This window comes from Limnobacter sp., assembly GCF_036846585.1.
GTDB lineage: Bacteria > Pseudomonadota > Gammaproteobacteria > Burkholderiales > Burkholderiaceae_B > Limnobacter.
This window is the reverse complement of the sequence record NZ_DAIUBR010000007.1, coordinates 65,243-81,550: the sequence shown is the minus strand read 5'-3', so window position 1 is coordinate 81,550 and position 16,308 is coordinate 65,243. Positions and strand designations below refer to the sequence as shown.

Annotated in this window: 16 protein-coding genes; 8 read left to right on the top strand and 8 right to left on the bottom strand. The window is 54.9% G+C overall.

Features of this window, described 5'->3' with window-relative positions; translation table 11 throughout:
- Window positions 1–11 precede the first annotated feature (11 nt).
- The 5 genes from tssG (at window position 12) to V7028_RS05310 (ending at window position 6,302) form a co-directional block, all read left to right on the top strand.
- Window positions 12–1,016, top strand: a complete 1,005-nt coding sequence (gene tssG, locus V7028_RS05330) for a type VI secretion system baseplate subunit TssG (RefSeq protein ID WP_334119067.1) — start codon at window positions 12–14, stop codon at window positions 1,014–1,016.
- Window positions 1,013–3,682: a type VI secretion system ATPase TssH gene (gene tssH / locus V7028_RS05325; RefSeq protein WP_334119066.1), complete on the top strand. Its 2,670-nt coding sequence runs from the start codon at window positions 1,013–1,015 to the stop codon at window positions 3,680–3,682. The genes tssG and tssH overlap by 4 nt, the downstream gene beginning before the upstream one ends.
- Window positions 3,657–5,054, top strand: a complete 1,398-nt coding sequence (locus tag V7028_RS05320) for a caspase family protein (protein ID WP_334119065.1) — start codon at window positions 3,657–3,659, stop codon at window positions 5,052–5,054. Before tssH ends, V7028_RS05320 begins: the two co-directional genes overlap by 26 nt.
- An 87-nt stretch (window positions 5,055–5,141) precedes the next feature.
- Window positions 5,142–5,786 carry a hypothetical protein gene (locus V7028_RS05315; protein WP_334119064.1) on the top strand — a complete coding sequence of 215 codons (645 nt, stop codon included), beginning with the start codon at window positions 5,142–5,144 and terminating at the stop codon, window positions 5,784–5,786.
- Between the two features lie 60 nt (window positions 5,787–5,846).
- Entirely contained in the window at window positions 5,847–6,302 is a 456-nt protein-coding gene (locus tag V7028_RS05310; protein WP_334119063.1) for an RNA-binding S4 domain-containing protein, read from the top strand.
- A 23-nt stretch (window positions 6,303–6,325) separates the two neighbouring features.
- Here the strand turns inward: V7028_RS05310 and V7028_RS05305 are convergent, their stop codons facing one another.
- The 4 genes from V7028_RS05305 to V7028_RS05290 all read right to left on the bottom strand — a co-directional run bounded on the left by V7028_RS05305 (window position 6,326) and on the right by V7028_RS05290 (window position 8,683).
- Entirely contained in the window at window positions 6,326–6,817 is a 492-nt protein-coding gene (locus tag V7028_RS05305) for a peroxiredoxin family protein (RefSeq protein WP_334119062.1), read from the bottom strand.
- A 3-nt stretch (window positions 6,818–6,820) separates the two neighbouring features.
- Window positions 6,821–7,498 (bottom strand): BON domain-containing protein, encoded by a 678-nt coding sequence (locus V7028_RS05300; protein ID WP_334119061.1) that lies wholly within the window; start codon window positions 7,496–7,498, stop codon window positions 6,821–6,823.
- Window positions 7,488–8,090: a phosphoheptose isomerase gene (locus V7028_RS05295; protein ID WP_334119060.1), complete on the bottom strand. Its 603-nt coding sequence runs from the start codon at window positions 8,088–8,090 to the stop codon at window positions 7,488–7,490. The genes V7028_RS05300 and V7028_RS05295 overlap by 11 nt, the downstream gene beginning before the upstream one ends.
- A gap of 89 nt (window positions 8,091–8,179) precedes the next feature.
- Window positions 8,180–8,683: a YraN family protein gene (locus tag V7028_RS05290; protein WP_334119059.1), complete on the bottom strand. Its 504-nt coding sequence runs from the start codon at window positions 8,681–8,683 to the stop codon at window positions 8,180–8,182.
- Between V7028_RS05290 and rsmI the strand changes: the two genes are divergently transcribed.
- Complete coding sequence (rsmI, locus tag V7028_RS05285) at window positions 8,682–9,611, top strand: 16S rRNA (cytidine(1402)-2'-O)-methyltransferase (RefSeq protein WP_334119058.1); 930 nt, start codon at window positions 8,682–8,684, stop codon at window positions 9,609–9,611. The genes V7028_RS05290 and rsmI overlap by 2 nt on opposite strands.
- A gap of 111 nt (window positions 9,612–9,722) precedes the next feature.
- Here rsmI and dksA read toward each other — a convergent pair whose 3' ends face one another.
- From dksA to V7028_RS05270, 3 genes are all read right to left on the bottom strand, one after another.
- Window positions 9,723–10,148: an RNA polymerase-binding protein DksA gene (dksA, locus tag V7028_RS05280; protein ID WP_334119057.1), complete on the bottom strand. Its 426-nt coding sequence runs from the start codon at window positions 10,146–10,148 to the stop codon at window positions 9,723–9,725.
- A 52-nt stretch (window positions 10,149–10,200) separates the two neighbouring features.
- On the bottom strand, window positions 10,201–11,169 hold the full coding sequence (locus V7028_RS05275) for a CobW family GTP-binding protein (RefSeq protein ID WP_334119097.1): 969 nt from the start codon (window positions 11,167–11,169) through the stop codon (window positions 10,201–10,203).
- Window positions 11,170–11,266: 97 nt separating this feature from the next.
- Complete coding sequence (locus tag V7028_RS05270; protein ID WP_334119056.1) at window positions 11,267–12,289, bottom strand: MBL fold metallo-hydrolase; 1,023 nt, start codon at window positions 12,287–12,289, stop codon at window positions 11,267–11,269.
- A 95-nt stretch (window positions 12,290–12,384) separates the two neighbouring features.
- Between V7028_RS05270 and V7028_RS05265 the strand changes: the two genes are divergently transcribed.
- Both V7028_RS05265 and aceK read left to right on the top strand, forming a co-directional pair.
- Window positions 12,385–13,569 (top strand): isovaleryl-CoA dehydrogenase, encoded by a 1,185-nt coding sequence (locus V7028_RS05265; protein ID WP_334119055.1) that lies wholly within the window; start codon window positions 12,385–12,387, stop codon window positions 13,567–13,569.
- Window positions 13,566–15,395, top strand: a complete 1,830-nt coding sequence (gene aceK / locus V7028_RS05260) for a bifunctional isocitrate dehydrogenase kinase/phosphatase (protein WP_334119054.1) — start codon at window positions 13,566–13,568, stop codon at window positions 15,393–15,395. The genes V7028_RS05265 and aceK overlap by 4 nt, the downstream gene beginning before the upstream one ends.
- Before the next feature lie 99 nt (window positions 15,396–15,494).
- Here aceK and V7028_RS05255 read toward each other — a convergent pair whose 3' ends face one another.
- Window positions 15,495–16,244, bottom strand: a complete 750-nt coding sequence (locus V7028_RS05255; protein WP_334119053.1) for a nitroreductase — start codon at window positions 16,242–16,244, stop codon at window positions 15,495–15,497.
- Window positions 16,245–16,308 lie beyond the last annotated feature (64 nt).

Genomic DNA, 16,308 nt, shown 5'->3' with positions numbered 1-16,308 from the left:
GGTGTGAACACATGAGCAGGTCGCTTCCCCCAGCCCCTAATTTTTTCGCACTGTTGCGGCAAATCGAACATGCCAACCCGGGCAAGCCCTTGCTGGGAACTTCACTGCGCTTGCGGGACGACCCCATACGCCTGGGCCAACACCCGCACCTTGATTTCGCCACACAAGATTTTCAGCGTGAGGAAACCATTCAAGCCGGGCGTCTGGGCGCTGTTCAGAAACTGTATGTTCAAAACTTCGGTTTACTTGGTCCAAATGGCGCGCTGCCTTTGCATTACACCGAACATGCTTACACGCGGATTCACCACTGGAATGACCCCACGTTTTCTGAGTTTCTGGACGTGTTTCACCACCGCGCTTATCTGCTGTTTTACAGGGCATGGGCAGAATCGCAGCCGCACATTGGTTACCACCGCAAATCACACAACCCGTTTGCGCAACGCCTGAACAGTTTGGTGGGTCACGGGGTACAAAGCAGTTGGGGGCGCGAACAATTGCCCACACACTTTCGAGCTGGTTTGGCAGGGCACTTTAGCCGCAGCACCAAAACACAGGAAGGTTTGGCCTGTGCCTTGTCCGCGTGCACCGGGCAGCCAGTTCATGTGAAACCATTTCAGGCGCAGTGGTTGCAGTTGCCGAAGCAGGCGAGCGTGCAAGCCTTGGGCAGGGGTGCCATGCTGGGCAGCCGGGTGTGGTGTGCGCAAAGCAAAATCATCATTTGTGTTGGCCCCATGCCGTATTCGGCCTACCAAAAGTTGTTGCCCGGCACGGCAGGGCGCATGCAATTGATTCAAGCCACCCACGCGTATTTGGGCCTTGAATTTGATTGCGATTATGACATTCAAATCAACACCAATCACATTCCCCAAGCCCGTTTGAATGGTACGGCCCAACTGGGTCGAACCGCATGGGCGGGTGAAATGCGCATTCACCAGCGCCAACAACTGCCTGCCAGGGTGCGCATGAAATGCCCCGCTGTGCCTTCCCAATCTTCCTTGTCCCGGAGTTCCGCATGAGCAACATCAGCCGTGTTTCGCTGTTCGCGAAGTTAAATCCAATTGCATTCAAGTCCGTTGAGGGCGCCACCGTGCTGTGCAAGTTGCGTGGCAACCCGTATGTGGAGTTGGTGCACTGGGTGGCACAAATTCTTCAGCAAGACGACAGCGACTGGCATCACATTCTTCGCCACTTCGAGGTGGACGCAGGGCTGTTGCTTGCCGATGTGCAGCGGGCACTGGAACGCCAGCCCGGCGGGGCGCAAGGCATTTCCGATTTGTCGGAATCCATTACCAATGCTGTAGAGCGGGCGTGGGTGTATGCCTCGCTGATGTACGGGGTGCACAAAGTGCGTACTGGCCATGTGTTGGTGGCCTTGCTGAAAACCGATTTTCTGACACAAGAGTTGTTGCGCATTTCACCGCGCTTCAAACAGATCCGCGAAGCGGTGCTTAGTGAAAATTTTGCAAACATGGTTGAGCATTCCGCAGAGCATGCTTTGCACAATACCGATTTGCCTCAAGGCGCTGTACCCGGTGAGGCCAGTGGTGCAATGCATGCTGCGCAATTGGGTGGTGAAGAGGCATTGAAACGCTACACGGTGGACCTGACCGAGAAAGCGCGCAAAGGCGACATTGATCCGGTAACAGGGCGTGAACTGGAGGTACGCCAGATCGTCGATATTTTGTTGCGTCGCAGGCAGAACAACCCGCTGATCACCGGTGAGGCGGGTGTTGGAAAAACGGCTGTGGTGGAAGGGTTTGCCCTGCAGGTGGTGGCGGGCGATGTGCCCCCCGCTTTGAAAGACGTGCGCATTCTGACCCTGGACCTGGGTTTGCTGCAGGCGGGTGCGTCAATGAAAGGCGAGTTCGAGCAGCGCCTTCGGCAGGTGATTGACGAAATTCAGGCCAGTGAACAAAGCACGATTCTGTTTATCGATGAAGTGCACACGCTGGTGGGTGCCGGGGGCAACCAGGGCACCGGCGATGCAGCCAATTTGCTGAAACCCGCCTTGGCGCGTGGAACGCTTCGCACGATTGGCGCAACCACGTGGGCAGAATACAAAAAGTACATTGAAAAAGATCCGGCGCTGACCCGGCGCTTTCAGGTTGTGCAAGTGGAAGAGCCTTCCGAAACCAAAGGCATCGACATGCTGCGCGGCTTGGCCACGGCCATGCAGGCCCATCACCGCGTGTGGCTTTTGGATGAAGCCGTGCAGGCGGCAGTGCGTTTGTCACACCGCTACATTCCGGCACGGCAGTTGCCCGACAAAGCGATCAGTCTTCTGGACACGGCCTGTGCGCGCGTGGCGGTTTCCCAGCACGCCACCCCGGCACCGATTGAACTGATTCAAAAACAACTGAACGCGCTGAATGTGGAGCGTGAGGCGATTGAGAAAGAATCGGCATTTGGTCGTGAACATGCATTGCGCCTTTCTGAAATAGAGGAGGCTGCCGGTAAGCACCGCACTGAACTTGAGCGGCTTCATTCACAATGGGAACAAGAAAAGCGCATTCTGGATTCCTTGTTGACGCTTCGTGGGCAGGTTGAAAATGCGAACGCTGATGTGCAAGGCATCGAGCAGGCGCAGGCCAGTCTTGAACAATTGAAAGCACTGGAATGCGAAATTAAAACCCTGCAAGGTGAAACACCCATGATTCACCCGCAGGTGGATGCGCAGTGTGTGGCGTCGGTGGTGGCAGACTGGACGGGCATTCCGGTGGGTCGCATGGTGCGCAATGAAATTGAAAACGTGTTGAACCTGGCCTGTGCACTGGGGGCGCGAATTATCGGGCAGCCGCATGCGCTGGAAACGATTGCGCGGCGTATTCAAACCAACCGTGCCGGGTTGGACGACCCCAACAAACCCGTGGGCGTGTTCATGTTGGCAGGCACTTCCGGGGTGGGCAAAACGGAAACCGCATTGGCACTGGCCGAAAATTTGTATGGTGGTGAACACAATGTGATCACCATCAACATGAGCGAATACCAGGAAGCACACACGGTTTCATCGTTGAAAGGCGCACCCCCCGGCTATGTGGGTTACGGCGAAGGTGGGGTGTTGACGGAGGCTGTACGCCGCAAACCTTACAGCGTGGTGTTGCTGGATGAAGTGGAAAAAGCCCACCCTGATGTACATGAACTGTTTTTTCAGGTTTTCGACAAGGGTTGGATGGAAGATGGTGAGGGGCGCCGGATTGATTTTCGCAACACCCTGATTTTGCTGACCACCAATGTGGGTACCTCCACCTTGATGGCGTTGTGCAAAAAAGGGCTACAGGACGGCGCAGAAAACCCTGCACCCGAGGAACTTGTGCAGGCCTTGCGTGCACCCATGTTGCAAGTGTTTCCACCTGCGCTTCTGGGTCGACTGGAAGTGGTGCCTTACTACCCACTTTCCAGTGCCATGCTGGCTGAAATTGTTCGTTTGCAGCTTGCTCGAATTGAACAGCGCATTGCCAGTGCCCATCGAATTTCCGTGAGTGTTGCGCCGTCGGTGATTGACCGGATTGTGGCGCGTTGCAATGAAGCCGATTCAGGCGGGCGAATGGTGGGGGCAATTTTAAGCAACACCGTATTGCCCACTGTCAGCCGCCGGCTTTTGCAGGCCACTCTGGAAGGCAAGCCGGTGACCCAATTGAGTATTGACACCGATGGCAATGAGTTCACCTACCACTATCACTAACACCTTGCAGTCGCCCGCCCGGCGCAATGCGATTTGCCGCATGTTGGGTTTGGCAGGCCTGCTGGCGGCGGCACCCGTAGTGTTCAGGCGTGCACATGCCTCCAGTTCTGGTGAGCACCGCCTTGCGCTGCTGATTGGCAATGGCGATTACCCGGCACCTCACGATCTGCCGCCCATTCACAAAAATGTGATGGACCTTGGGGAAGCCCTGGCATTTCGCGGCTTTGATGTGACCCAGGCCATGAACCTGGATGAAGCCAGTTTGCAGATCACCGTGACAGAATTTGTAAGGCGCGTGGCCGCCGCACCCGACAATTCGGTCACCCTGTTTTATTACGCTGGGCATGGTTTGCAAGTTGATTCCAATAACCTGTTGTTGGGTTCGGGTTCCAACCCCACCGCGTCACGGCAAGATTTGGTGTCGCGTTCACTGGTGTTGCAGCAAAAGTTGCTGGCCGCATTGCCACCACGGCCCGAAGCGTTGAACATCACAGTGATCGATGCATGTCGAACCGATTTGCGCAATGCCTTGGGCGATGGGGAGGGTTTGAACCAGATGGAGGCACCATTGGGCAGCATGGTGTGCTTTTCAACCGGGGCAGGGCGGCCTGCCGTTTCGCCTGCCAGCGCCGACCAGAATACTTTTTACACGGCATCGCTGGTCAGGCAGCTTCTGGAGGCTGCTGATCACATTACATTCAATGACCTGTTTCGGATGGTTAAAAGCGATGTAGAGCGCACCATGTTGAACCACCCATTGTCTGCGATTCGACAATTGGTGCAATACCCTTTTATCGCGGACAACACGCGTGTTCAGGTGCCCTTGTCCTGGCGCGCGGAAACGCAACTGCCCGTGCAGCAAGAACCAGTGGATCCGCAGGAAGACGCGGCGTGGCTTGAAATTCAAAATGCGCAATGGCCTGTTGATTTGCTCAAGCATTGCCGAGCGTTTCTTGAAAAGTACCCCCACAGTGCGCAGGCGAAGTCAGTTGCCTTGTACCAGGCTGGTGCGGTTGATTCGCTGAGGGTGTTGCGGGCCAAGGAGGTGAAGTTGTTCAAAACCAGCTTTGTGGTGCCAAAAGAAAAGCTGGCTAGCACCAGCAAGCATGAATTAAGCCGCGCTGCCCGTGGCGACAAAGATGCCGCAGCACGGATAGCTCGCCTTCACCGCGAACTGGATACCGAGCAAGGGCTGTTGCGGTACATCGGTTGGTTGCAATACGCCAGTGGCTTGGGCAACGGCATTGCCAGCTATGAATTGGCCCTTTATTACCGCGAAAGCGCCCAGCCCTTGATGGCTGCGCAAGCTGAAGCGCGGGCGCGGCAGTTGGGTTATTCGCCCCCCCGTGCCCTGGGGCATGAGCGAAAGTGAAAATGGCACGGGTTTTCCGCTGTTCTTGCTGTTTTGCAAACGGTTTGGAAGGTTCACACTGTAAGCAAGTGAAAAAGGAACCAAAAAATGACCCGCCGCGTGTTTGCCCTGTTGCCTGTTGCGTTGACCCTTGGCCTGCTGGCTGCCTGCAACCCCCGAACCAGCCTGAACCACGAGAATTTGCTCAAGGGCGCGCGCGCCGAAACATTCATTTTGAACCATGGTGCGCTGTGCGCCCGTTTGCCCAGCCCAGAGGCCATTGACCAATATTCCCGCAATGCAGTGCCTGCCAACAGTGCGGTGGCTCGCGATGTAAGGGCATGGGATTTGTCTGGCCTGCTGGACATTATGCAAACGCGCGATGGTCGCTGGGTCATCATGCCTTCCCAGGGGTTGAAAAAACTGGAGGGCGTGCATTTCAGGCAAGGCCCCCAAGGCGACAACGAAGCTCTGTGTTTCGGGCGGCTGTGGGTTGAAAAAACCGTGGATTATCTTCAGAACAAACCATTTGGTCTGGATGACGCGGTGTCTGCCCGGTTCGAGGCCACTTTGAAAGACGCCCACATGCTGAATCACTTCAAGAACCTGAAAGTGGAGTCGTTCGACCCCAGCGTGTTTACATTAAGTTCAGGCACTGCTGTGGCGGCCACGCTGCAGCCTTCGTTTGTCATTGAAATGGCGCTTCGCCCCACCAACACCGGTTGGTATTTGGCCAAAAACGGGGCGCAGTGAATTTGTGCTGTGGCTCAGGCATAATTTCCGTGTGAAAGCATTCATGTGGGAATACCCGATTTGAGCCGAAGTAAAAACAGAAACCCCGAACCTGCCAAAACACCGAAAGGCACAACCGACTTTTCAGCGCCGGGTGCGAAAGTGCGCATTGACAAATGGTTGTGGGCTGCACGTTTTTTCAAAACCCGTTCGCTGGCCACCGATGTGGTGGAAGGTGGCAAGGTCAAGTGCAATGACGAGCGCGTGAAACCAGCGTATGGCGTGCAGGTGGGCGATGTGCTGACCGTGCCCGTGGGTTGGGACGACATGGTGCTGGTGGTGAAAGGTTTGGGCGACAAGCGTGGCAGCGCGACCATTGCGCAGGGCTTGTACGAAGAAACCATGGACAGCGCGAAAAAGCGCGCTGAGCGTGCGGCCAATCGCAAGTTGATGAAAGACCCTGCATTGGAAATCAAGGCGCGGCCCACGAAACGGGACCGCCGCGTGATGGACGACTTCAAGTGGGGTGACGAGTAGTTTTTCGGTGTTGGGCGCGGGTTTTAAACTTTCCCGGCCAGTGATTTTTCAATCAGCGCATGCAGCGCTGCGAAGTCGGGTTCGCCAACATAGGTTTTGATGATCTCGCCTTTGCGGTTGATCACGTAGGTGGTAGGCGTAATTTTTACGTCGTGAAAGGCTTTGGCAATGCTGCCCGAGACATCAAGCGCTACGTCAAACGGTAGCTGCCGGGTTTCGGCAAAGTTCACCACGTAGTCGGGGCGGTCGTAGCTCATGGCCACCGCAATCGTTCGAAACCCCTGGTCTTTGAACTTGTTGTGCGTGTCGACAATGTCGGGCATTTCCTTCACGCAGGTTGGGCAGTTGGTGGCCCAGAAGTTCACCAGCATCACCTGCCCTTGGTAATCGGCAGGCGTAATGGTCAGGCCCTTGATGGTGGTGTAATCCACCTGCGGTGCCTTGTCGCCCCCGCAGGCGGCCAACAGGGCCGCCAATGCAAGGGTTGAACACAGGGAAATAAACTTCTTGATCATGTTTTAACGGGGGCCGCTGTCAGCCGGTGGTTGGGTTCCGTTGTTTGGAGTGGCCGAGAGGCGGGAAAGTTCAGCTTCCGAAATCAGTTCAAGCACTTTGACCACTTTCACCACGCCAGGCACGCCTGCGGCAATGGAGGCCGCGCGGTTGGCTTCTCGCTCAGTGACCAGGCCCATCAGGTAAACCACACCGGCTTCGGTGGTGACTTTGAATGAGTTGGCGAAAATGTCTTGGGCATCCAATAGCGAGGCCTTGACTTTGCCAGTGATGAAGGCGTCGTTTGAGCGGGCCGACAGCGAACTTTTGAAGCCGACCTGAATGTCGTTCACGATCAGGCGAATGTTGGGCAAGGTGGATACGCGGGCTTCAACCTGGCTGCGTATGGTTTCGTCAGGTGTTTCACCGGTCAGCAAAATTTGGCGGTTGTACACGGTGGCGTTGATGTGCACTTTTTCACCAAAGCTTTCGCGGATGGCGCTTTCTGCTTTCACTTGCAGGGTGCGGTCTTCAACCTGTGTGCCCACGGTGCGGCGGTCGGCTGCGGCCAGTGAACCTGCTGTAATGCCAGCCATGGCACCTACAAAACAGCCGCCCAGCAGCGGCGCTGCCAGTGATGCCACCAATATGGCGCTGATGGCAGAAGACTTGGTGCGGGCGAAAAACTGGGATTTACGACTCATTTTCTTCTTCTCCAAGTAGGCTTAGATCGATGCCATCGCAAATGCAATGGATCGCCAGCAAATGTATTTCCTGAATGCGTGCAGTGCGCTTGTGTGGAACGCACACATGCACATCGCTTTCTTTCAGTTGTTGGGCCATTTGACCGCCGCCTTTGCCGGTGAGCGCGACAATGTTCATGTCGCGTGCTTGGGCGGCTTCAATGGCCAGTTGTACGTTTTTCGAGTTGCCGCTGGTTGAAATGGCCAGCAGCACGTCGCCGGGTTGGCCGATTGCAGCCACTTGCTTTGAAAAAATTTCATTGAAGCTGTAGTCGTTGCCAATTGCCGTGATTGCCGATGAGTCGGTGGTCAGGGCAATGGCAGCCAAACCCGGGCGTTCACGTTCGAAACGCCCCACCAGTTCGGCGGCAAAGTGTTGGCAATCGCCAGCCGACCCGCCGTTGCCGCATGCCAGTACTTTTCCGCCGTTGGTCAACGCATTCACCATCAGCTCAATGGCTTGGGCAATGGGACCAGACAGTTCTTCGGTGGCTGCCTGCTTGGCAGCAATGCTTTCATCAAATTGTTGGGTAATGCGTGTAATCAGGTCCATGGCGACAGGCCTTCTGGCGGTTATCGAGCCTTCTATTATAGGTGAGCCGCTTGCAGGCATTTTGCTTGGTGTAGCGGTTTGATCCGGGTTTAGTTGCTGATTTGCCACGCATTTTGAACCCAAAGCGTATCTGTGCCGTTTTCCAGTGCGACCACATCAAAACGCAGGTGCTGGAACTTGCGTTGACCCTGCTGCACCCACCACAACTTGGCGCAACGCGCCACGCGGCTTTGTTTTTGGCGGGAAATGCTTTCAAGTGCGCCGCCATGGCGGCTGTTGCTGCGCAAGCGCACCTCGACGACCACGGCTGTGTCACCTTGGGCCATGATGAGGTCGATTTCGCCGCAGCGGCAGCGGTGGTTTTGGGCAACCAGTACCAGGCCTTTGGATTCAAGCAGCCGAAGGGCCTGTATTTCAGCTTGTTGGCCTTGGGCGAGAATGGCCAGTTTGTGCGCGTTGGGTTCAACGGGTGTGTTTAGGGTCTTTTCTTTGGGGGCAGACCAAGGAATTGTGGGTTTTCGTGTTCTTGATTTGCGTGTGGCCCATGGAATGCCGGACAATTCAGGAACTTTGGATTTGGGTGTGAACGCCATGCAGAAAGCCGGTGATGGGGATGTTGTGAAGGATGCAGTGAATTCTGACGCAAAGGATCAGACAAGGCGTGAACCCTCACTCTATGTGGTGGCAACCCCCATCGGCAACATGGGTGATCTAAGCTTGCGTGCCCGCGCGGTGCTGGAGCAGGTGGACCGAATTGCTGCCGAGGACACCCGCAACACAGCCCGCATGCTGGATGCCTTGGGAATCAAGAAGCCATTGATGGCACACCATGCCCACAATGAGCGAGAGAGCGCACAAGGCGTGTTGGCGTGTTTACAGCGGGGTGAGTCGGTGGCTTTGGTGAGCGATGCGGGCACCCCTGCTGTTTCCGACCCCGGCGCAGTGGTGGTGCGTTGCGTGGCCGAGGCCGGTTTCAAGGTGGTGCCGGTCCCTGGTGCCAGCAGTGTGTTGGCGGTGGTGGCGGCCAGTGGACTGGTGGATGGCGCTTTTACTTTTCGGGGTTTTCTTCCCGCCAAGGGCAAAAGCCGGCTGGATGATTTGAAGAAATGGCTCGCCTGCCCAGAACCCCAAGTTGTTTTTGAAGCACCTCACCGCGTGATGCAATTGGTGGCCGACCTGGAGGCTTTGGGTGCGGGCAATCGCGACATGTGTGCGGGGCGCGAGCTGACCAAGCAGTTCGAAACTTTTTACCGTGGCATGGGCGATGTGGTGTTCGAGCAGGTTCGGCAAGATGCCAATGCCGAGCGTGGTGAGTGGGCGTGGGTGATCGGGGCTAGTTCTGTTTCTGAAAGCGACGCTGAAACTGCCCAGGCCAGTGCCGACCTGGACACGTTGCTTGGCTTGCTGTTGGCCGAACTGCCTTTGAAAACAGCGGTGGCGGTGGTGGTGAAGGCCACTGGCTTGGCCAAAAATACTGTGTATGACAGGGCGTTGGTGTTGAAAAGTGCTGGTGACTCTTGAGCTGAAGTGGCGTTGTTCATAATCACCGGCCCAGAAACGATTTCTGCTTAAAAAAAGCACGCCAACCAAGGTCAACGTGCTTTCTCGCACCACACCAGCCAATCGAAGGGGTTAATCCCCGTACATGCGCTGTTTCAGTTCACGACGTTGCTGGGCTTCCAGCGACAGCGTGGCTGTTGGGCGTGCCAGCAAGCGGGCTACGCCGATGGGGTCACCTGTTTCTTCGCACCAGCCGTATTCGCCAGCATCAATTTTTTGAATGGATTGCTGAATTTTTTTCAGCAGCTTGCGCTCTCGATCGCGGGTGCGAAGTTCAAGTGCGTGCTCTTCTTCGATGGTGGCGCGGTCTGCGGGGTCGGGTACCACGACAGTTTCGCGAAGGTGCTCGGTGGTTTCGCCTGCATTGGCCAGCAGTTCTTTTTCCATGTCCTGCAGGCGCTGGCGGAAAAAGGCAAGCTGCACCTCGTTCATGTAATCGTCTTCTTTCATCGCGAGCAATTGCTTCTCGGTGATGACTTGCGTCTTTTCAGTGGTCATAGCACAGCCTCTAGTCCTTTGGTTTTTTATTGACTATATACCAGTATATCCGCTATCGGGCCAGACAAAGCTCTAACCCTTGGGTGATAAATTCCTTGGGGAGTTTACGCCCAATAAACACGATTTTGCTTTCTTTCTTCTCGGCACTGTCCCATTTTCTGCCCCAGTCCAGCCCCATCAGCATGTGAACACCCTGAAACAAGGCGCGTCGGTCGCTGGCCTTGATGTTCAATATGCCTTTGTAGCGCAGCATGTCGGGCCCGTAAACCTGGGTGACCGAGCCCATGAATTCTTCAAACTTTTGCCCATCGAATGGCTTGGTGCTTTTGAACACAAAGCTTTGAATTTCATCGTTGTGAGTGTGTTTGTCTTCGTCCAGAAAATCGGGCGCAATGTCCAGAATCGAATTCAGGTTAAAGCCGCGCACATCCAATAGCTTGTCGATGGGGGCCACGCCAAATTCAGAAATCATCATTTCGGCGCGCGCATTCATTCTAACCAGGCGACGTTTCAGGGCGGTGACTTCGTCTTCCGTACACAAGTCGGTTTTGGACAGTAGAATGCGGTCGGCAAAACCCACTTGTTGTTGAATTTCCCGGTGCTCATCGAGTTGCTGCATGCCGTGTTTGGCATCGACCACGGTAATGACGGCGTCCAGAATGAAGCTTTCAGCCACCAGGTCGTCGACGAAGAACGTTTGTGCCACGGGGCCGGGGTCGGCCATGCCGGTGGTTTCAATGACCACGCGGTCGAATTTGATGGTACCTGCCAGGCGCTTGGCGGCCATTTCGCCCAGAATGCGCACCAGGTCGCCACGCACGGTGCAGCACAGGCAGCCATTGTTCATTTCAACAATGTTTTCCTGTTCGTTTTGCATCAGCAGGTCGTTGTCGACACCTTCTTCGCCGAATTCGTTTTCAATCACGGCGATCTTCATGCCGTGGTTTTCTTTCAGGATTCGGTTCAGCAAGGTGGTTTTTCCACTGCCCAGAAAACCGGTGAGAATGGTGACTGGGATCATGTTGTGGGCTGCTTTGTTCATGGTGCTGTGTGCTGCAAAAATTGGGTCAACGATAGAAATGGGGTTGCTTGTGCGAATTTAAAGGGTCAGCTTGTGATTAAGCAGCCTTAAAAGACCATACGCCTTCAATGGTTGACCGCTTCACCAAACCTTTGTACCACAGGTAGTGCAGGTGGGCGATGGACTCGCCCATGGCGAAGCTCATTTGGTGGCCGTCCATTTCGCGCCTGAACAGCACGGTGATGGCCTGGCGGGCAGTCAGCGGTTTTTCCTTCAATGCTTCAAGCAATTCATTCAAACGGTGGTCGTGGTGGCGCAGTAATTGTGCGCACCGGTCGTGCACGCCTTTGAAGGGTACGCCATGCGAAGGCAGCACGGTGAGTTGATCCGACAAGTGGGCCATGCTTTGAACCGATTTTAAAAACAGCAACAGAGGGTTGCCTTCGGGTTCAATGCCGTACACGCTCACGTTGGTTGAAATGGTGGGTAGAAGCATGTCGCCGCTGATCATCAAATTCAGGCTGTCGCACACCAGGCTGATGTGTTCCGGGCTGTGCCCAAAACCGGCGTGGCAACGCCACAAGTGGCCGCCAATCTCAATTTCATCGTCATGCTGAATGCGCTGGTAGTTCAACGGTGGTTCGGGCACCAGTTTGGAGAACAGGCCACCGCGGGCTTCTTTGGTTTCATCGGCTTTTTTCTCGTTCACCAGGCCATGGCTTGCCATGAATGTGCCCAGGGTGTTGCCGTCAAAGCCGGGCAGGTTGGCGCACAGGCCGCGGGCCATGAAGTATTCGCCGGTGGACATGTGCACATGCACGCCGTGGCGGCGTGCCAGCGGGCCAGCCATGCCAATGTGGTCGGGGTGGGCGTGGGTGCAAATGATGCGGCCCAGCGGCTTGCGGGTGAACAGGGTTTTTTCGATTTCTTCCCACATGGCGGCCACTTCAGGCAGGCCGGCGCCGCAATCCACCAGGGTGTATTGGTTTTCTTCCTCGATTAACCACACATTGATGTGATCGAGCGCAAACGGCAGCGGTAACCGCAGCCAAAGCACACCGGGTGCAACGGGGGTTGGCTGGCCCAAAACGGGCGGTTCAAACAAACGTTCAATTCCCATGAGGTTTCTGGTGACTTTTCAGCCATTTGTGTGGATCAAGGGGCTGATTGTAGGGCATCATTTCAAAAAAACATAACTTCTGCGGAGACTTTGATATGTTGAATTTGCCCGGGCTTCAGTTCGATCTTGGAGAAGACATCGACGCCCTGCGCGATGCGGTGCAAACTTTTGCCCAGAAAGAGATTGCGCCTTTGGCTGCAGAAATGGACAAAACAGACCAGTTTCCCATGCATTTGTGGCGAAAAATGGGTGACATGGGGCTGTTGGGGCTGACGGTTGAAGAAGAACTGGGCGGCAGCGGCATGGGCTATTTGGCCCACATGGTGGCCATGGAAGAAATTTCGCGTGCCAGTGCTTCAGTGGCTTTAAGTTATGGTGCCCATTCCAACCTGTGTGTGAACCAGATTCGTCGTAACGGCAATGAATGGCAACGCAACACCTTCTTGCCCAAGCTGATTTCTGGCGAGCACATTGGCGCTTTGGCCATGAGCGAACCCGGTGCGGGATCAGACGTGGTTAGCATGCAGCTGCGCGCCGACAAAAAGGGCGACAAATATGTGCTGAACGGCAACAAAATGTGGATTACCAACGGGCCCGATGCCGATGTATTGGTGGTGTACGCCAAAACGGATTTGGCCGCAGGGCCGCATGGTATTACGGCCTTTTTGATTGAAAAAAGCTTCAAGGGTTTTTCAGTTGCGCAAAAGCTCGACAAGCTTGGCATGCGTGGCAGCCACACGGGCGAATTGGTGTTCGAGGATTGTGAAGTGCCCGAAACCCATGTGCTGGGCAAAGTAGGCCGTGGTGTGAATGTGCTGATGAGCGGGCTTGATTTCGAACGCGCTGTGCTTTCCGGTGGCCCACTGGGCATTATGGCGGCTGCCATGGACGTGGTGGTGCCCTACGTGCATGATCGCAAGCAGTTTGGCCAAAGTATTGGTGAATTCCAGTTGATTCAAGGCAAACTGGCCGACATGTATTCGACCATGATGGCCACCCGCGCTTATGTGTACCAAGTGGGCAAGGCGTGCGACAAGGCCACATCGGAAACAGTGCGCAAGCTGCGCAAAGACTGTGCGGGTGCCATTTTGTTTTCGGCTGAGAAAGCCACCTGGATGGCGGGCGAGTCCATTCAAATTCTGGGCGGCAATGGCTACATTAACGAATACCCTTGTGGCCGTTTGTGGCGCGATGCCAAGTTGTATGAGATTGGCGCAGGCACCAGTGAGATTCGCCGCATGTTGATTGGCCGGGAATTGTTTGCGGAAACCATGTTATGAGTAGTCTGCCCCTGGATCTGAAAACGCTGGAAGAAGATTTTGGTGAACTCAGCGAAACCAGTCACCTGAGCGAGGACGAAGAGCGCGAATTGTCCAAAAAAGTGGCTTCTGACCTTCTGGCAGGCTTTGACAAGCACTACAGGCTGTTTCGTTACTGCGCCCAGCAAACCAAAAAACTGTTTGAAGAAGGCGACTGGCATTTGATTCAACAACTGGCCCGTGACCGGATTGATTTTTACGACGAGCGAGTGAAAGAGGCGGTGGACCTGTTGCGCCGCAACTATGGTTCGCTGTTGATGTCGGAATCGGTGTGGGCAAAAATCAAAACCCGTTTTGTGACCTATTTGGTGGATCACAAACAGCCCGAGTTGGCGGAAACATTTTTCAACTCCGCGGTGACAAAAATTTTGCACCGCGATTATTACCACAACCGGTTTTTGTTCGTGCGCCCCGCAGTAAGTACCGATTACGTGGAAAGCGACCCGCCTTCCTACCGCAGCTATTACCCGGCCAACCCAAAAAGCGGTGGCTTGCGCAAAACACTGAAGCGCCTGGTACGTGACTTTTCACTGAATGCGGAATTTGTGGATTTGGAACGCGACTTGCGTTACGTGGTGCATGCCGCGCGGCAAGTGATGCCACGGCCCATCAAGGTGGATCCCGATTGCCAAATCCAGGTGCTCTCCAGCCTGTTTTTTCGAAACAAGGGTGCTTACGTCATTGGCAAGTTTATTAATGCCAACATGCCGCAGCCTTTTGCCATTCCCATTTTACGGGATTCGTCGGGCAAGTTGTACATCGACACGGTGCTGTTCAATGTGCAGCAAATTGCCACGTTGTTCAGTTTCACGCGCGCCTACTTTTTGGTCGACATGGAGACGCCGGGCGCATACGTGCAATTTTTACGCACCCTGTTGCCCAACAAGCCCAAGGCCGAGATGTACACCATGCTGGGTTTGCACAAGCAGGGTAAAACTTTGTTCTATCGCGATTTCTTGCACCACCTGAAACATTCGCACGACGAGTTTATTGTGGCGCCCGGTATCAAGGGTTTGGTGATGGCGGTGTTCACGCTGCCTTCTTACCCGTACGTGTTCAAACTGATCAAAGACAAAATTGCGCCCAGCAAAGAAATTGACCGGGCGGGGGTGATGCGCAAGTACCAGTTGGTGAAAGAACACGACCGCGTGGGCCGAATGGCTGACACTTGGGAATACAGCCATGTGGGTTTGCCGCTGAACCGGTTTTCACAGGAATTGATTGACCACCTGAAAGACACTTGCGAAAGCTCGCTGACGTTTGAAGACGACACAGTGGTGATCAAGCATGTGTACATTGAACGGCGCATGACCCCGCTGAACATTTACCTGCAGCAGGGCACGGATGCAGAAGTGGAGCACGGCATTACCGAATACGGCAACGCCATCAAGCAACTGGCGGCAGCCAATATTTTTCCGGGCGACATGCTATTCAAGAATTTTGGTGTAACGCGTCTGGGCCGGGTGGTGTTTTACGACTACGACGAAATTGAATACATGACCGATTCGAATTTCCGTCGCATTCCCGATGCGCCCAACCCCGAGGCAGAAATGTCTGCAGAGCCGTGGTACACCGTCGGTCCGAAAGACGTATTCCCCGAAGAGTTTGGACATTTCTTGTTGGGCGACCGACGGGTACGAAAAGCATTTTTGAACCGACACCGGGATTTGCTGGAATACGAGTTTTGGCAGGAACGTAAGGACAGGATTACGCAGGGGCATATTGAGGACATCTTCCCGTATTCCGAGGCAGTGCGGTTTACGAACCGGTTTATCAAAAAGCGCTGAAATCGGTGCCCTGTGCTTGTTGCGTGAAACCCGGCCGGTGTATCGGTCAACTCGCGTCGGTCGGGTCTTGGGTGTCGCGAAGCGAGAACATTGAAGCCTTCATTCAAACCCACTACCGAGTTGGCCGAACCCGCGCTGTGGCAACATCAATTCACTCGCCGCTATTTTCTCGGGCTGAAACTTGTTCACCGGCACATCCTGTTCGTATCCAATCGCCACGCCACACAACAAGTTGTATTGCTTGGGAATTTCAAAGTGTTTGTCCAGGGGGCTGCGGAACAAGCCCAACGCACCTTGCGCGCATGTGCCCAAGCCTTCATTGGTGGCGGCCAGCATTAAACTTTGCAAAAAAATACCGGCGTCCAGCGCGCTGTAAATGCCCACACCTTGGTGCACAAACACGAAAGCGGCGGCAGGTGCACCAAACATGCGAAAGTTCTCTGCCATGGCCTGGTCGCGGGCTTTCAGGTCGTTTCTTTCTACGCCCAGCACGCCATACAGGCCTTTGCCGCATTCAACCCGGCGGGCTTGTAGGTCTTTGGGGTAGTTCACCACGGGCTTCACATCACCATCGGGAATGCCTTTGTTGCGGCTCAGCAGCCCTTTGATTTGCGCCAGCTTGCCACCACGCTGCAGTTTGATGGTTTCCTGAAAGCGCCCATACAGTTCGCTGCGCAAATTTTCCAGTGTTTCGCCGGTGGCCAGGGCAATTCGGTAGGGGTGCGTGTTGGACCAACTCGGTGACAGTGCAGCCTGTTGAAGTAGACGATCCAGCACGTCTTGGGGCACTGGTTTGGGGTCGAACGCGCGCACGCTGTGGCGCTGTTTCAGTGTTTCAAGAAATTCCATTTTTCCTTGCTCTGTGTAATAGTTGGCCCAGTTTAGAGTATTTCTTACTAGCCAACAGACCCGG

What these genes read in the sequence shown, in the direction of transcription:
- tssG (WP_334119067.1), top strand. Translation starts at nt 12, where the DNA reads ATGAGCAGGTCGCTTCCCCCAGCCCCTAATTTTTTCGCACTGTTGCGG.
- tssH (WP_334119066.1), top strand. Translation starts at nt 1,013, where the DNA reads ATGAGCAACATCAGCCGTGTTTCGCTGTTCGCGAAGTTAAATCCAATT.
- V7028_RS05320 (WP_334119065.1), top strand. Translation starts at nt 3,657, where the DNA reads ATGAGTTCACCTACCACTATCACTAACACCTTGCAGTCGCCCGCCCGG.
- V7028_RS05315 (WP_334119064.1), top strand. Translation starts at nt 5,142, where the DNA reads ATGACCCGCCGCGTGTTTGCCCTGTTGCCTGTTGCGTTGACCCTTGGC.
- V7028_RS05305 (WP_334119062.1), bottom strand. Translation starts at nt 6,817, where the DNA reads ATGATCAAGAAGTTTATTTCCCTGTGTTCAACCCTTGCATTGGCGGCC.
- V7028_RS05300 (WP_334119061.1), bottom strand. Translation starts at nt 7,498, where the DNA reads ATGAGTCGTAAATCCCAGTTTTTCGCCCGCACCAAGTCTTCTGCCATC.
- V7028_RS05295 (WP_334119060.1), bottom strand. Translation starts at nt 8,090, where the DNA reads ATGGACCTGATTACACGCATTACCCAACAATTTGATGAAAGCATTGCT.
- rsmI (WP_334119058.1), top strand. Translation starts at nt 8,682, where the DNA reads ATGCAGAAAGCCGGTGATGGGGATGTTGTGAAGGATGCAGTGAATTCT.
- V7028_RS05290 (WP_334119059.1), bottom strand. Translation starts at nt 8,683, where the DNA reads ATGGCGTTCACACCCAAATCCAAAGTTCCTGAATTGTCCGGCATTCCA.
- dksA (WP_334119057.1), bottom strand. Translation starts at nt 10,148, where the DNA reads ATGACCACTGAAAAGACGCAAGTCATCACCGAGAAGCAATTGCTCGCG.
- V7028_RS05275 (WP_334119097.1), bottom strand. Translation starts at nt 11,169, where the DNA reads ATGATCCCAGTCACCATTCTCACCGGTTTTCTGGGCAGTGGAAAAACC.
- V7028_RS05270 (WP_334119056.1), bottom strand. Translation starts at nt 12,289, where the DNA reads ATGGGAATTGAACGTTTGTTTGAACCGCCCGTTTTGGGCCAGCCAACC.
- V7028_RS05265 (WP_334119055.1), top strand. Translation starts at nt 12,385, where the DNA reads ATGTTGAATTTGCCCGGGCTTCAGTTCGATCTTGGAGAAGACATCGAC.
- aceK (WP_334119054.1), top strand. Translation starts at nt 13,566, where the DNA reads ATGAGTAGTCTGCCCCTGGATCTGAAAACGCTGGAAGAAGATTTTGGT.
- V7028_RS05255 (WP_334119053.1), bottom strand. Translation starts at nt 16,244, where the DNA reads ATGGAATTTCTTGAAACACTGAAACAGCGCCACAGCGTGCGCGCGTTC.